This window comes from Bradyrhizobium sp. SZCCHNS30572, from assembly GCF_032484415.1.
Taxonomy (GTDB): domain Bacteria; phylum Pseudomonadota; class Alphaproteobacteria; order Rhizobiales; family Xanthobacteraceae; genus Bradyrhizobium.
Genome location: NZ_JAUESY010000001.1, coordinates 763941 through 778299, shown reverse-complemented (window position 1 = coordinate 778299; position 14359 = coordinate 763941). Strand labels below are relative to the sequence as shown.

At 65.3% G+C, this 14359-nt stretch carries 13 protein-coding genes and 1 pseudogene; 2 read left to right on the top strand and 12 right to left on the bottom strand.

What is annotated here, in order from left to right:
* Positions 1-48 precede the first annotated feature (48 nt).
* Complete coding sequence (locus tag QX048_RS03535; protein ID WP_012042558.1) at positions 49-204, bottom strand: DUF3096 domain-containing protein; 156 nt, start codon at positions 202-204, stop codon at positions 49-51.
* 248 nt (positions 205-452) lie between these two features.
* Between QX048_RS03535 and QX048_RS03530 the strand changes: the two genes are divergently transcribed.
* Positions 453-806 carry a DUF1236 domain-containing protein gene (locus tag QX048_RS03530; protein ID WP_316167483.1) on the top strand — a complete coding sequence of 118 codons (354 nt, stop codon included), beginning with the start codon at positions 453-455 and terminating at the stop codon, positions 804-806.
* A gap of 171 nt (positions 807-977) precedes the next feature.
* On the opposite strand, the gene QX048_RS03525 is transcribed toward QX048_RS03530, so the two are convergent.
* From QX048_RS03525 to QX048_RS03490, 8 genes and pseudogenes are all read right to left on the bottom strand, one after another.
* Positions 978-1571 (bottom strand): class I SAM-dependent methyltransferase, encoded by a 594-nt coding sequence (locus tag QX048_RS03525; RefSeq protein WP_316200690.1) that lies wholly within the window; start codon positions 1569-1571, stop codon positions 978-980.
* Positions 1572-1573: 2 nt separating this feature from the next.
* A complete protein-coding gene (glyS, locus tag QX048_RS03520) occupies positions 1574-3637 on the bottom strand; it encodes a glycine--tRNA ligase subunit beta (RefSeq protein WP_410052940.1) in 2064 nt (687 codons plus the stop codon).
* Positions 3638-3688: 51 nt separating this feature from the next.
* A pseudogene (locus QX048_RS03515) lies at positions 3689-4121 on the bottom strand (endonuclease domain-containing protein).
* A 286-nt stretch (positions 4122-4407) separates the two neighbouring features.
* Positions 4408-5355 (bottom strand): glycine--tRNA ligase subunit alpha, encoded by a 948-nt coding sequence (locus QX048_RS03510; RefSeq protein ID WP_316167478.1) that lies wholly within the window; start codon positions 5353-5355, stop codon positions 4408-4410.
* A 128-nt stretch (positions 5356-5483) separates the two neighbouring features.
* Positions 5484-5675, bottom strand: coding sequence for a hypothetical protein (locus tag QX048_RS03505; RefSeq protein WP_315717238.1), 192 nt, complete (start codon positions 5673-5675; stop codon positions 5484-5486).
* Between the two features lie 105 nt (positions 5676-5780).
* Complete coding sequence (locus QX048_RS03500; protein WP_315717239.1) at positions 5781-6683, bottom strand: S49 family peptidase; 903 nt, start codon at positions 6681-6683, stop codon at positions 5781-5783.
* Between the two features lie 242 nt (positions 6684-6925).
* Positions 6926-7690, bottom strand: a complete 765-nt coding sequence (locus QX048_RS03495; RefSeq protein ID WP_316193411.1) for a tRNA1(Val) (adenine(37)-N6)-methyltransferase — start codon at positions 7688-7690, stop codon at positions 6926-6928.
* Entirely contained in the window at positions 7683-7910 is a 228-nt protein-coding gene (locus QX048_RS03490) for a DUF2007 domain-containing protein (RefSeq protein WP_006613556.1), read from the bottom strand. Before QX048_RS03490 ends, QX048_RS03495 begins: the two co-directional genes overlap by 8 nt.
* A gap of 151 nt (positions 7911-8061) precedes the next feature.
* Here QX048_RS03490 and QX048_RS03485 point away from each other — a divergent pair, with 151 nt between their 5' ends.
* Positions 8062-9072 carry a polyprenyl synthetase family protein gene (locus QX048_RS03485; RefSeq protein ID WP_315717243.1) on the top strand — a complete coding sequence of 337 codons (1011 nt, stop codon included), beginning with the start codon at positions 8062-8064 and terminating at the stop codon, positions 9070-9072.
* 263 nt (positions 9073-9335) lie between these two features.
* On the opposite strand, the gene QX048_RS03480 is transcribed toward QX048_RS03485, so the two are convergent.
* From QX048_RS03480 to QX048_RS03470, 3 genes are all read right to left on the bottom strand, one after another.
* A complete protein-coding gene (locus QX048_RS03480; RefSeq protein WP_315826965.1) occupies positions 9336-10238 on the bottom strand; it encodes a 4-(cytidine 5'-diphospho)-2-C-methyl-D-erythritol kinase in 903 nt (300 codons plus the stop codon).
* Between the two features lie 162 nt (positions 10239-10400).
* Positions 10401-12197, bottom strand: coding sequence for a tetratricopeptide repeat protein (locus QX048_RS03475; RefSeq protein ID WP_315717245.1), 1797 nt, complete (start codon positions 12195-12197; stop codon positions 10401-10403).
* Between the two features lie 241 nt (positions 12198-12438).
* Positions 12439-14097, bottom strand: a complete 1659-nt coding sequence (locus tag QX048_RS03470) for an electron transfer flavoprotein-ubiquinone oxidoreductase (RefSeq protein ID WP_316200693.1) — start codon at positions 14095-14097, stop codon at positions 12439-12441.
* Positions 14098-14359: the final 262 nt, after the last annotated feature.

Below are 14359 nucleotides of genomic sequence, written 5' to 3'. Positions count from 1 at the left end.
CTGCGGCGCAAGCTCGGGGGTTCCCGACCTTGGGACTAGAACCTGGGACTAGAAGTGGAGCCACTTCAGCAGGCCCATGCCGATCAGGCCGTTCAGGATGAGGAAGATCGCGACGATCAGGTTCAAGAGGCGCGGCATGATCAGGATCAGGACGCCGGCGATCACGGACATGATCGGCGAGATATGGGCAACGGTCAGGGTCATCGACGAGCTCTGAATGATTGAAGGACGAGGCTGGGGCGATTCGATTTGGCCGGACTTTATCCTGGCCCATCGTGGCGGAATAGGAGACGCACGGCACGAGTTCCGGTTCCCCCACCGCTGGATCTGCCGCAAAAATGCCGCCGGTTCCACGTGGCGTTGCGCGGAACGATGACCTGTTGCCGGCATTGGGAGCAGATGCCGGCGCGCGCCGGTCTCTCTCAGCGATCAACAGCTCAGGAGTCCCGTCCATGCGAACCCATCTCACCCTTGCCGCCCTCGTGGCCGCACTCGTGATTCCGGCGGCCGCACAGGCGCAATCCTACACCACGGGCGTCGGCCGCAGCGTCGTGGTCGACGAGGACGCTCCAGTGATCACGGTCGAGCGACGGCCGGAGTTTCGCGAATATGTCGTCCGCGAGCGTGTTCCCAACTATGTGATCCCCGATCGCGTCGTTGTTGGCACCGTGCTGCCAGAGTCCGGTGTTACATATTACGACGTCCCGCAGCGCTTCGGTGCGACACCTTACCGTTACACCGTGGTCAACGGCGAAACTGTTCTGGTCGAACCGCGATCCCGGCGGATCATTCAGGTTGTTGAGTAGTTATAGAGCTGCATTTGGTCGCCAACGCCCCCGCAAGCGGCCAGATGTGAAAGGCCCTGCCCGGTTCCCCCCGCCGGGTGGGGCTTACTTTTTTCGCCGTCATCGCAAGCATCACGACGCGATCCAGGGGCGACCGACGACGCCTGCTGTGAGCCAGGGCGCAGTTTGCGCTCAGGCAGCCGTCTTCACCACCAGGCGATGGATGACCTTGCCCGAGGAGGCACTGACCACCTCCTCATCGAGCAGGCTCGTGTCAGCTGCGAAGAGTGCGCGGATGGTTGCGAGGTCGACCACCGCATAGAGCCGGCCGTGGGCATCGCGCTGATCGGCCTGCTCCGTCACCCGCCAGCTCAGATACAGGACGCCACCGGGCTTCGTGATCGCGCGCATCCGCCGCACCGACGGCACCACGTCGCTGCGATCGAGATGCATCAGCACGGTCTCGCACAGCACGTTGTCGAAGCTTGCATCCGCGATGTTGGCGAGAGCGGGCAGTTCGGCACGCGTGAACGACGCGTTCGAATAGCGCGTGCGCGCTTCAGCCAGCAGTCCCTCCGACGCGTCGAAACCTTCCGCAGGATACCCGTTGGCATTGAGCCAGCCGACCTCGCGGCCGCTGCCGCTGCCGATGTCCGCGGTGCGGCCACCCGAGACGAAGAAGCGCCTGATGATGTCGTGGAGATCGGCCGACGCCGGCTGCGCATGCCAGTCGGCCGCGAACGCCGCCGCCTCACGGTCATAGGCGGCGAGCGTCGGCCGGTCCATGCTCAGCCCTCGATCTTGGAGAAGTCCGCGACCGCGCGCGTGGCGCTGCGGATTTCGTTCAGCAGCCTGAGCCGGTTCTCGCGGATCGCTGCGTCGTCGTCGTTGACCTTCACCTTGTCGAAGAAGGCATCCACCGCCGGGCGCAGCTTCGCCATGGCAGCCAAAGCGGCGACATAGTCATTTCGAAATACACGATCCCTTGCAGTTGCTTCGGCTACATTTATTGCGTCCGCCAATTCGCGCTCTTCCGGCAATCGGTAGAGTTCTGGATTGGGATCATCGATATACGCGGCGTTGTTCTTCTTCTCCTCGATGCGAAGGATATTCTCAGCTCGTTTGACACCTGCGAGAAGGTTTCGACCGTCCTCCGTCTCAAGAAACGTTCCAAGCGCATCGACACGACGGACCACCGACAGCAGGGCCGCTTCGCGCGCTCCGAGATCGAGGACGGACGCAACCAAATCATGGCGCGCACCCTGGTCTCGTAACAGCACGGTCAGCCTGTCATTGAAGAAGGTCTGAAAGGAATCTGCGACATTCGAGACCTCGATATCCGACCATTCAGAACGAAACGCGCGAATATGCTGCTCGAAGAAGTATCTCGGGTAAAGGTCGATGTCTCGCTCAAGTGCTATCCGAATCACGCCCAGCGCCGCGCGCCTCAGCGCATACGGGTCCTTCGATCCCGTCGGCTTCTCGTCAACCGCCCAGAAGCCGACCAGCGTGTCGAGCTTATCCGCAAGCGCCACCGCGACCGACACCGGATCGGTCGGCACGCGATCGCCGGGTCCTTGCGGCTTGTAGTGCTCCTCGCACGCCGCCGCGACGGAGGCATCTTCGCCCTGGGCCAGGGCGTAGTACTTGCCCATCAGCCCCTGCACTTCCGGAAATTCGCCGACGACCTCGGTCAGCAGGTCGGCCTTGGCGAGCCTGGCGGCGCGCGCGGTCTTCGCGGCATCGGCGCCGACCAGCGGCGCGATCTCGGCGGCGAGCTTCTCGATGCGGGCGATGCGCGCGGCCTGGGTCCCGAGCTTCTCGTGGAACACGATCTGCTCGAACTTCGGCAGCCGGTCCTCGAGCTTCGTCTTCAGGTCCGTCTCGTAGAAGAACTTCGCGTCCGACAGCCGCGCGCGGATGACGCGCTCGTTGCCGGCAATGATCGTCTTGCCGCCGTCGGTCGCCTCGATGTTGGCGGTCAGGATGAATTTCGGCGCCAGACCTCCCGTCTTGGGGTCGCGCACCACGAAGCATTTCTGGTTGTTGCGGATGGTGGCGCGGATCACCTCGCCCGGGACCTTCAGATACTCCGGATCGAACGAACCCATCAGCACGACCGGCCATTCGACCAGGCCTGCTACCTCGTCGAGCAGCACGGGGTCCTCGACCAGCTCATAGCCTTGCGCAAACGCAAGCTGCTTGGCGTCGGTAACGATGGTGTCCTTGCGCCGGTCAGGATCGAGCACGACCTTGGCATCGAGCAGCTTGGCCTCATAGTCCTCGAAGCGGCGCACCGAGATAGCAGCGGGCGCCATGAAGCGATGGCCGAATGTCGTCTGGCCCGCCTCGATACCGTCGACGGCGAAGCTGACGACGTCCGGCTCCTCGGTCTCCAGGCCGAACGTGGCAGTGATCGCGTGCAGCGGCCGCACCCAGTTGAGCGCGCCCGGTCGCTCCGAGCGTTTGCCCCAGCGCATCGATTTCGGCCAGGGGAAGGTCCTGACGATCACCGGCAGCATCTCGGCGAGCACGTCGAGCGTGGCGCGGCCGGGCTTCTCGATCAGCGCGACGTAGAAGTCGCCCTTCTTCGGATCGCGCTGGATCGTGGCCTCCTCGATCGAGGACAGGCCGGTGGCCTTGAGGAAGCCTTGGATCGCGGCATCGGCGCCGCCGACGCGCGGGCCCTTGCGCTCCTCCTTGAGATCGGCCTGCCGCGCCGGGATGCCGTGCACGGTCAGCGCCAGCCGCCGCGGTGTCGCGAATGCCTTGGCCCCCTCATAGACGAGGCCCTCGGCGACGAGCTTGTCGGTCACCATGCGGCGCAGATCGTCGGCCGCCTTGGCCTGCATGCGCGCGGGAATTTCTTCGGAGAACAGTTCGAGGAGAAGATCAGGCATATCTCAAGTCTCTCTGCACGAAGAACCACCCTCCCCTGGAGGGGGAAGGGTCGCCTGCCAAGGGCAGGCGGGGTGGGGTGACCGCGATCTCCGTGTGAATGGCTTCGAGCACCGCCTCAGTCCTGGTCATAACGTCGTTGTTCCAAAATCGCAAAACGCGAAAGCCTTCCGAGTTGAGCCAGCGCGTCCGGGCCTCGTCGCGCTGGATGTTCGCATCCTCTCCGTGCTGCGAGCCGTCCACCTCGATGATGAGGCGACGGGCCAGGCAGACAAAATCAGCAATATAGGGACCGATGACGACCTGTCGTCTGAAGTGAGTCCCTTCGATCTCGAGGCGCCGCAGGTGACGCCACAGAATGTCTTCGGCCGCCGTCGTGTTTTCGCGCAGCCGTTTCGCGGTTCGGCGTTTGAAGTCGCTGATCGGCCGTTTGCCCATCTGGCACCTTCACCCCACCCCGCTCGCTTCGCGAGCGCCCCTCCCCCTCCAGAGGAGGATGATCATGTCATCCAGCCACGAGCACAGGGCCCACCCTCCCCTGGAGGGGGAGGGTCGATTGCTCATGCGCAAGCATGAGCAATCGGGGTGGGGTGACAGTCTATCCATCATCAACAGTGCCCGAGCCGAGAGATCACCCCACCCCGGCACGCATCTCGCTTCGCTCGATCGCGTGCCGACCCCCTCCAGGGGAGGGTGAAGAGTCACTTCCCGCGTCGATATTGACTCAAACTCCCGCCCCGCCCGCTTCCGTATGCAGCCAGGCCTCGCCGCAGGCCTTGGCGAGCTCGCGGACGCGCAGGATGTAGCTCTGGCGCTCGGTGACCGAGATGACGCCGCGGGCGTCGAGCAGGTTGAAGACGTGGCTGGCCTTGATGCACTGGTCGTAGGCCGGCAGCGCCATCTGATGCTCCCGGCGGTTGCCCAGCTTTGAATTTTCTTGCCAGCCGGCGGCGAGATATTTGCGGCACGCGCCCTCGGCCATCTTGAACTGCTCGAACAGCATGTCGGTGTCGGCATGCTCGAAATTGTGCCGCGAATATTCCTGCTCGGCCTGCAGGAAGACGTCGCCATAGGTGACCTTGGCGTCGCCGTCGCGGCCGTTGAAGTTGAGGTCATAGACGCGGTCGACGCCCTGGACGTACATCGCCAGGCGCTCGAGGCCGTAGGTGAGCTCGCCCGCGACCGGCGCGCATTCGAAGCCCGCGACCTGCTGGAAATACGTGAACTGCGACACCTCCATGCCGTCGCACCAGCACTCCCAGCCGAGCCCCCACGCGCCGAGGGTCGGGCTCTCCCAATCGTCCTCGACGAAACGGATGTCGTGCACGGCGGCGTCAATGCCGATCGCGCCGAGCGACTTCAGGTACAGCTCCTGAAGGTTCGGCGGCGATGGCTTCATGATCACCTGGAACTGGTAGTAGTGCTGCATTCGGTTGGGATTCTCGCCGTAGCGGCCGTCCTTCGGCCGCCGCGACGGCTGCACGTAGGCGGCATTCCACGGTTTCGGCCCGAGCGCGCGCAAGGTCGTCGCCGGGTGGAAGGTGCCGGCGCCCATCTCCATGTCGTAGGGCTGCAGGATCACGCAGCCCTGCTCGGCCCAGAACCGTTGCAGGGCCAGGATGAAGCCCTGGAACGAACGTTCGGGGCGCATGTGCGGAGGCAGCGAGTCCATCGTCGGTATCGGTCTTTCGCAGGCGTCAGAAAAGCGCGCGGACCGTATCGGCGGGGACATCAGGAATCAAGGCAATAGGGTCTCCGAACGGCGGCGACGTGCCGTCGTTCGAAGATCAGCGGCTCGCGTCAGCCCGGCCGGTAGGCGCCCGTGACGGGATCGCGGCGCAGAGTCTTGATCTCGGCGGCCTGTGCGGCCTCGGCGACGCGCGACAGCCGCGCCTCTTCGAGCTCGCGGTTGATCTTCTGCGCAGCCTTGTAGGCCCAGCGAACCACGGCAAGCCCGCCCAGCATACCCGCGAAAGCAACGAACGGCGGCATTGGTCGATCCTCGTTCATGAACAGAGCCACCCCGAATCCCATTGTCGCCGATCCCGGTTCCCCCCGCAATCCGGATTGCGAGGGGCGAAATGGCGCGCCCCCAGTCTAGAACCCAAAGCGGGCCCAGATCGCCCGGGTTTCGGCCGCGGAGATCACCTCCTCGGCCAGCCCCGTCCAGCCGAATCCCAGGCTGCCGGCGCCCGCGGCGCGGCGGCCGAGCAGACCTGACAACAGGCCGGACGCCGGCGCCACGACAGGCGTTGCGACCTTGTCGCCGAAGCGGGTGCGCAGCACCGCGCGCAGGTCGCCGATGGCGTCCGCCAGCCCCAGCGTGACGGCGCTGTCGCCGGCCCAGTACTCGCCGGTGAACAGCACATCGTCGGCGCCCTTCAGCCGGGTCGCGCGGCTCTCCTTGACCAGCGAGATGAACAGCGCGTGGATCTCGCGCTGGATCTTCTTCAGCCGCGCCACGTCGTCGGGATTCTCCGGCAGGAACGGATCGAGCATCGCCTTGTGCTCGCCGGCCGTATACAGCCGGCGCTCGATGCCGATCTTCTTGATCAGGTCCTGCAGCCCGAACGAGCCGCCGACCACGCCGATCGAACCGAGGATCGAGGACGGATCGCAGAAGATCTCGTCGCCGGCGCAGGCGATCATGTAGCCGCCGGAGGCCGCGACATCCTCGACGAACACGAGCACCGGCAGCTTCTTCTCCGCCGCGAGCTGACGGATGCGCAAGTAGATCTGGCGCGACTGCACCGGCGAGCCGCCGGGCGAATTGATCACCAGCGCCACCGCCTTGGCGTTGCGCATGGAGAAGGCGCGCTCCAGCACCTTGGCGACGCCCGCAAGCGTCAGGCCCGGCCGCAGCGGCGTCACCGCGCCGATCACGCCGGACAGGCGGACGACCGGTACCACCGGTACGCCGCGCAGCCGCGCCGGAAGCAGCGCCTTCAGCCGATCGAAGAGCCCGGCTGCATCGCTGGGTTGTGTCAAATTGTCCACCATCCTGTTACCTCGGATTAACCACTTTTTATCGCGCCGCTGCCATTCAAAGGGCTGGAACGAGCCTTGCAATCTCCTGGGCAATCGCACGGCGAGCCAAGGTGCAGAGTGCGGCGGAGGAATACATGAAGGTCTACCTGTTGATGCTGCTGATCGGTACTCTATTGACTGCGATCCGGTTCACGACGGTAACCGAACGCCAGTCCGAAGCTCAGACGCAATAACGCCCGACCACGACCAACCGTTCAGGGGGTGCTCAAGGCCAGCGCCCCCTGCCCCGACAGCACCCGCACGGCCTCATCATTCGGCACGCCTGCCGCCTCATTCAGCACCACTCCGGCGAGAAGCTGGGTCGGCGCCCGCCCTCCCTTAACGGCCCTGACCAGGATACGGATTGCCGGCTTGCCGGCCTGGCCGTGAACCGGTTGAACGGCAAGACTGCCGAAGCCGCGCGCCAGCGCCGCGACAACCTCGCTCAGACCATCGGCCCGCCAGATCAAGGTCAGCACGCCACCGGATTTCAGCATCCGCCGCGCGGCATGCGTCCAGATCTCCAACGTCGTCGCCGTTGCCATGTGCGCGGTCGCGCGCGCGGCGTCGGGCGAGGCACGGTGACGCGCGGCATCGTGGAACGGCGGATTCATCAGCACGACGTCGACACTGTCGGGCCCGAGCCCTGCGGCCGCGAAAGCGGCCGCGTCCGCGGCGACGTCCAGCACCACGACCTCCGCGGGCAAGGCATTGGCGCGTGCGTTGTCGCGCGCGAGGCGCGCCAGATCCGGCTCGCGCTCAACCAGCGTCAAGCCGAGACCGCCCACGCGCCGGGCCAAGGCCAGCCCGGCCGTCCCCACGCCGGCACCGAGATCGACCACCCGCTCGCCCGAACGCGCGGCCGTCGCCGCCGCCAGCAGGATTGCGTCGTGGCCGGCGCGATGGCCCGTCGTGGGCTGCCGCAGCCGCAATTGGCCGCCGAGCACGGCGTCCTCGGAGATGTCGACAGCGTCACTCATCAGGGCGCAGCTCATGCGCCAGCCCGGCGTCGGTGAGAAGCCGCCGGGCCTGGAGATTGTCGTCCTCATGCACAAGGATCCGGCGCGGCAGGATGCCGAGCGAGCCCTCGATGATGCTCATGTTCTGATCGAGGACGAGGTGATGGATGTCGGCGCCATCGAGCAGCGCCCCGATCGCCGAAACCAGCACGATATCATTGGTCCGAACCAATTCCTTCAATCGTTATGTCTCCATGCGGGCTTGGGTCAAGAAGGGCTTCGGTCAACCAGGCTTGGTCAAGAAGGCTCGGGTCAAGGTTCCGTGTCTGCCCTTGCCGCCTGCGGCCGCAGTTTCTATTGTCGTTTCGAGCATAGCAAAATCGGAGACCAGAGTGGCGGTTATCGTACCTTTCGAGAGTCCATCGGGAGCCTCCATCGATGGGCTGGTCGCGCTGGTCGCAGCCGACATGGAACGGGTCAACGCTACGATTTTGTCGCGCACCGGCTCGGACGTCACGATGATCCCGGAGGTCGCAAACCACCTGATCTCCTCCGGCGGCAAGCGGTTGCGGCCGATGCTGACGCTGGCGATGGCGCATCTCACCGACTACACCGGCGACGGTCACGTCAAGCTGGCCGCGGCCGTCGAGTTCATGCACACGGCGACGCTGCTCCATGACGACGTGGTTGACGAGAGCGAAATGCGCCGCGGCAAATTGTCGGCGCGCATGTTGTGGGGCAACGAGGCCAGCGTGCTGGTCGGTGACTTCCTGCTCGGCCAGGCGTTCCGCATGATGGTCGAGGTCGGCTCGCTGCGCGCGCTCGACATTCTCTCGGCCGCCGCCGCCACGATTGCCGAGGGCGAGGTGATGCAGCTTGCCGCCGCCAAGAACACCGCAACCACCGAGGACGAATATCTCGCCGTGATCCGCGGCAAGACCGCCGAGCTGTTCGCCGCGGCCTGCGAGGTCGGGCCGGTGCTCGCCGATCGGCCCAAGGCCGAGCAGACCGCCTCGCGGTCCTTCGGCATGAATCTCGGCATCGCCTTCCAGCTCGTCGACGACGTGCTCGACTATGGCGGCAAGGCCGCCAAGCTCGGAAAGAATGTCGGCGACGATTTCCGCGAGGGCAAGATCACGCTGCCGGTGGTGCTCGCGTTCCGCCGCGGCAGCGACAGCGAGCGTGCCTTCTGGATCAAGGCGCTGGAGCGCGGCGAGATCAGCGATCACGATCTCGACCATGCGATCGGGCTGATGAACAAGCATCGCGCCTTGGAGGACACGATCAGCCGCGCGCATCACTACGGCGCCATGGCCGTCGACGCGCTGGCGCTGTTTCCGGCGTCACCGATGAAGACCGCGCTCGAGCAGGTGGTGGCGTTCTGTTTGGCCAGGTCTCATTAGTTGGTGAATCGGGGCCTGCCCTTCGTGATGTCATGCCCCGGCGCAGGCGGTGTGCGTTAATGCGCCCTCGCCCCTTGTGGGAGAGGGCATGCAGGACAGAGCAACAAGCTCGCTTGGGTGAGGGGTATGCCTCAGCAAGCGCGGCGTCCGCGGACAGATGCCCCTCACCCAACCCAGTACGTGGATGAGCCGGCGATGCCCTCTCCCACAAGGGAAGAGGGCGCTGTATCGGGAAGCCGCTCGCCGCTAGTAAGTAATTACGACTAACTCAACGTCCCCGCATGCACCCACCATTCGGGGTGCGCGACGGCGATCTCTGCACCGGCGGCCTTCGCCTCGACCTCGCTGCCGTAGATCGCAAAGCATGTGGCGCCAGAGCCGGACATGCGTGCCAGCAGCACGCCTGAGCTCGCACGGAGAGCGTCGAGCACGGTGCCGATGATCGGCTGCACCTTCAAGGCTGGCGGCTCGAGATCGTTCTTCACCTGGTCGAGCGCGGCGCCCCAATGGGCGATGGTGGCACCGGCCTTCGGCCAGGACGGCGCCGTGAGAACATCCGTCACGCCGACCAGCAGATCGCCCGGCTTGAGGCCGAGCGCCTGGAACACGTCCTTGGTCGCCACCGGCACGCGCGGATTGATCATCACGCAGGGCAGGACGGGAAGCGCGAGCGGCTGCAGGTTCTCGCCGACGCCGGTCATGGTGCAGGCGCGCGAGGGCACGCAAACCGGCACGTCGGCGCCGGTCTTCAAGGCTACCGCAGTGAGGCGCGGGTCGTCCAGCGACAGGCCATTCAGCTTCGCCAGCAGCCGCAGCGCCGCTGCGGCATCGGCCGAGCCGCCGCCGATGCCGGCGGCGACCGGCAGCACCTTCTCCAGCGTGAAGGCGCCAAGCTTCAGGCCCGGAACGGCCTCCGCAAGCAGCCGCGCCGCCTTCAGCACCAGATTGTCCGTGGTCTCGCCGCAGGCCTCCGCGAGCGGCCCGGTTGTCGTCAGCCTCAGCTCCGGGCCCGGCACCAGCGTAAGCTGGTCCGCGCAGTCGGCGAAAGCAACGACGCTTTCGAGATCATGGTAGCCGTCGACCCTGCGGCCGACGACCCGCAGGGTCAGATTGACCTTGGCGCGCCCCTGCTCCTGCAGCGCGCCGGTGACCGTGGACGCCAACATCGGCGCAATGCCCCCAGCATGTTCGGTGGCGGATCCGGTATCGCGCTCGGCCAGCGGCCGAAACGAACGTGGCCGGCACCGCCACACGCTTCATCAAAATCATCCGGGCTCCCCGGCAAGCCGAGGAGCCCGTGATGGCTCTCACCTCGTGATCAGGGCGACCTAGCCGCCCTTGCCGTCGTCCTTCTTGGCGTCGGACGGCGTGTCCTTGCTGTCGTTGCTCGCCGCGGCCGGCGCCGGATCGTCGGTCAGGCCGTTCTGGATCTTCGCCTCGATCTTCGGCAGCTCCTCGGCCTCGGGCTTCAGGTCGCGGGCATGAGCCCACTGGAACTTGGCTTCCAGCTTGCGGCCGATCTTCCAATAGGCGTCGCCGAGATGGTCGTTGATGGTCGGATCCTCGGGCTTGAGGTCGATCGCGCGCTCGAGGTTCTTCACCGCCTCTTCGTAGTTGCCGATGCGGAAATAGGCCCAGCCGAGCGAATCGACGATGTAGCCGTCGTCCGGCCGCTGCTCGACCGCGCGCTTGATCATCTTCATGCCTTCGTCGAGATTGACGCCCTGGTCGATCCACGAATAGCCGAGATAGTTCAGCACGTGCGGCTGGTCGGGCTGCAGCTCGAGCGCCTTGCGCATGTCGGCCTCGGCCTTCGGCCACTGCTTGGAGCGCTCCAGACAGATGCCGCGATAATAGTAATAGACGCTGTTGGCCTTGTCGTTGTTGGCGGGCAGCGAATCGACGCCGAGCGAATAGGTCTTGGCGCAATCGGCGAACTTCTTGCGGCCGCGCTCGATGTTGCCGAGCGCCATGATCGCCTCCAGGTCCTTCGGATCCTGGGCAATCACGTCCTTGAGGATCTTGATCGCCTCGTCGCTGCGGTCGGCGCTGTCGAGATCGGTCGCCAACTGGATCTGCGCATTGCGCTTCAGCGGCGAGCTCGCCGGCACCCGCTCATAGACCTTGATCGCCATCTGCGGCTTCTTCACCGTCTCGTAGAGATCGGCGAGTGACAGCAGCGCCAGCGGATGATTCGGCTGCAGGTGCAGCGCGAGCTGCAGATAGACCAGCGCCAGATCCTCGCCGCCGCGGCGGCTCAACGTGGCGCCGATGCCGTACAGCGCCTCGGCGGCGCCGGCCTGCGCCGAATCGACCAGCGGCGGCAGCTTCCTGCCGGCCTTGGTCTCGCGCAGGCCCTCCTGCACCAGCGGATGGCGCGCGAGCTTCTTGTCGAAGGCTTCATAGATCGCGGTCGCCGCCGCCGCATCCTTGTTGCGCGACAGCCAATGCGCATAGGCCTCGGTGATGCGCAGCATCGAATCGTCGAGCTTGTAGGCGCGCTCGAACCGCGTGCCGGCGTCCTTCTCCTTGCCGGCCAGCTCCAGGATCATGCCGGCATGAAGATCCTTGAACAGCGGATACCATTCGGGACCGGTCAGCTTGTCGATATTGGCGACGGCGGCCTTCGAATCGCCCGCGCCCGCCGCGGCCCACGCCGACAGCAGGGTGGCGACGAGATCGGTGATCGGCCCGCGCACCGACTGGTTGATGTTGGTCTGGGCGGCAGCGTATTTCTTCTGCTTGATGTCCTGCACGCCGACCACGAGACGCGCGATGCGGTTGGACTTGTCGATCGTGAGCACGCGCTCGGCCAGCTTCACGGCCTCGTCGATGTCGCCATCGGCGACCGAGGAGATGAAGGCGCGGTCGAGCAGCTCGTTGTTCTTCGGGTCGCTGCGTAGCGCCGAGCGGTAGAACGCCGCCGCCGAGGCCGCGTCGCGCTCGACGCTGGCGTGGCGGGCCGCCAGATAGCTGCCCGATGTGGTGAGCGACTTCAGATCGACGCCGGTCGGAAATTTTGCGGCGTTGTCCGCAGGATGATCCGGCGTCTGGGCCAGGACGGCACCGGGGATCAGCAAGGCAGAAACGGCAATTGCGGTCCAGCGATTGCGAATTGACAACATCACGGTGCGCTCTGGTTGTTGGAAATGACGGATCGGTACGGACACGAACCCGATCGGCAGCTCTTCAAGGCGCCGACAATGCCGCGTTTGGCGGCCAACCGCAAGGATCTGCAGGATATTCGGGTCAGCCGGGAGCCCCTTTGGCGAAGGTGACCTGCGTCAAACCGCGCCAGTATGGCCGTATCGTGGCCGGCTGCCCTCCCCGGAGCAGCCGACTCACGCAATCGTGCGTTATGCGAGGCTACATCGCCTCGTAGTTCGGCCCACCGCCGCCTTCCGGAGGAACCCAGGTGATGTTGCCGTTGGGATCCTTGACGTCGCAGGTCTTGCAGTGGACGCAGTTCTGCGCGTTGATCACGAAGCGCGGGCTGGTGCCCTCCTCGACCCATTCGTAGACGCCCGCCGGGCAATAGCGGTTGGACGGCCCGGCATAGACGTCGTGCTCGGAGCTCTTCTGCAGCGCCATGTCGGCGACCTTCAGATGCACCGGCTGGTCTTCCTCGTGATTGGTGTTCGACAGGAACACCGAGGACAGCCGGTCGAAGGTCAACTTACCGTCCGGCTTCATCGCCGGCTTCGGCTGGTGCGCCTTGGCGGGATCGAGCGTGGCGCGATCGGGCTTGACGTGCGACTGGGTGCCAAACAACGAGAAACCGAGCGTGTTGCACCACATGTCGAAGCCGCCGAGCGCGACGCCGAGCACCGTGCCGAACTTCGACCATAGCGGCTTGACGTTGCGAACCTTGAACAGATCCTCGCCGACTGGCGAGCCGCGCCAGGCGTTCTCGTAACTGACCAGCTCGTCATTGGCGCGGCCGGATGCGAGCGCGGCATTGACGTGCTCGGCCGCGAGCATCGCGCTGCCCATCGCGTTGTGCACGCCCTTGATGCGCGGCACGTTGACGAAGCCCGCGGCGCAGCCGATCAGCGCGCCGCCGGCGAACGACAGCCGCGGCACCGACTGGTAGCCGCCCTCGGTGATCGCGCGCGCGCCGTAGGCTAGCCGCTTGCCACCCTCGAACACGCCGCGGATCGAGGGATGGGTCTTGAAGCGCTGGAATTCCTCGAACGGCGACAGATAAGGATCGTCGTAGTTCAGGTGGACGACGAAGCCGACCGCGACCAGGTTGTCGTCGTAGTGATACAGGAACGAGCCGCCGCCGGTCTTCATGTCGAGCGGCCAGCCGAACGAGTGCTGGATCAGGCCCTTCTGGTGCTTGGCCGGATCGATCTGCCAGACCTCCTTGAGGCCGATGCCGAATTTCGCCGGCTCGCTCTTGGCGTCCAATGCGAACTTCGAAATCAGCTGCTTGGACAGGCTGCCGCGCGCGCCCTCGGCGAACAGCGTGTACTTGCCGAGCAGCTCCATGCCGCGCGTGAACGAGGCTTTCGGCTTGCCGTCCTTGCCGATGCCCATGTCGCCGGTGGCGATGCCGCGCACCGCGCCCTGCTCGTCATAGAGCACCTCGGTGGCCGCGAAGCCCGGATAGATCTCGACGCCGAGCGCCTCGGCCTTGCGCGACAGCCAGCGGCAGACATTTCCGAGCGAGCCGATGTAGCAATGATGGTTGTCCATCAAGGGCGGCATCGCGAAGCCCGGCAGCGAGATCGCGCTGCTCTCGGTCATCCAGAAGAACTTGTCGACCTTGACCTGGGTCTTCAGCGGGCAATCCTCGTCCGACCGCCAGTCGGGGATGAGCTTGTCCAGCGCCGCCGGATCGATCACCGCACCAGACAAAATGTGCGCGCCGACCTCGGAGCCCTTCTCGACCACGACGATGTTGAGGTCGGCATTGAGCTGCTTCAGCCGGATCGCGGCAGTCAGGCCCGACGGGCCGGCGCCGACGATGACGACGTCGAACTCCATGGATTCGCGCGGAGGTAACTCTTCGGTGCTCATGTCTCTCAATCTCAGGCCCGGCCGGTGCAGTGGATTTGACCTTTGCATCCCCCTGGCGCGTGCAAAGGTCAAACCCGGAGCTGCAACAGCAACAATGACTTAACTAGGGTTCCTGGAGGCGCCGGCGGTTCGCTGATGGGCTGGTCCTGAGGGGGAGCGAACGCTGGCGCCGGAACACTAGGGCGTTCCGTCCCTTTTTTTGGGTTATTCCAAGCTCTTGTTTCCGATTTTTCGGGGCAGGACAACCACCGAAATGCATTCC

What these genes read in the sequence shown, in the direction of transcription:
- QX048_RS03535 (WP_012042558.1), bottom strand. Translation starts at nt 204, where the DNA reads ATGACCCTGACCGTTGCCCATATCTCGCCGATCATGTCCGTGATCGCC.
- QX048_RS03530 (WP_316167483.1), top strand. Translation starts at nt 453, where the DNA reads ATGCGAACCCATCTCACCCTTGCCGCCCTCGTGGCCGCACTCGTGATT.
- QX048_RS03525 (WP_316200690.1), bottom strand. Translation starts at nt 1,571, where the DNA reads ATGGACCGGCCGACGCTCGCCGCCTATGACCGTGAGGCGGCGGCGTTC.
- glyS (WP_410052940.1), bottom strand. Translation starts at nt 3,637, where the DNA reads ATGCAGGCCAAGGCGGCCGACGATCTGCGCCGCATGGTGACCGACAAG.
- QX048_RS03510 (WP_316167478.1), bottom strand. Translation starts at nt 5,355, where the DNA reads ATGGACTCGCTGCCTCCGCACATGCGCCCCGAACGTTCGTTCCAGGGC.
- QX048_RS03505 (WP_315717238.1), bottom strand. Translation starts at nt 5,675, where the DNA reads ATGCCGCCGTTCGTTGCTTTCGCGGGTATGCTGGGCGGGCTTGCCGTG.
- QX048_RS03500 (WP_315717239.1), bottom strand. Translation starts at nt 6,683, where the DNA reads ATGGTGGACAATTTGACACAACCCAGCGATGCAGCCGGGCTCTTCGAT.
- QX048_RS03495 (WP_316193411.1), bottom strand. Translation starts at nt 7,690, where the DNA reads ATGAGTGACGCTGTCGACATCTCCGAGGACGCCGTGCTCGGCGGCCAA.
- QX048_RS03480 (WP_315826965.1), bottom strand. Translation starts at nt 10,238, where the DNA reads ATGTTGGCGTCCACGGTCACCGGCGCGCTGCAGGAGCAGGGGCGCGCC.
- QX048_RS03475 (WP_315717245.1), bottom strand. Translation starts at nt 12,197, where the DNA reads ATGTTGTCAATTCGCAATCGCTGGACCGCAATTGCCGTTTCTGCCTTG.
- QX048_RS03470 (WP_316200693.1), bottom strand. Translation starts at nt 14,097, where the DNA reads ATGAGCACCGAAGAGTTACCTCCGCGCGAATCCATGGAGTTCGACGTC.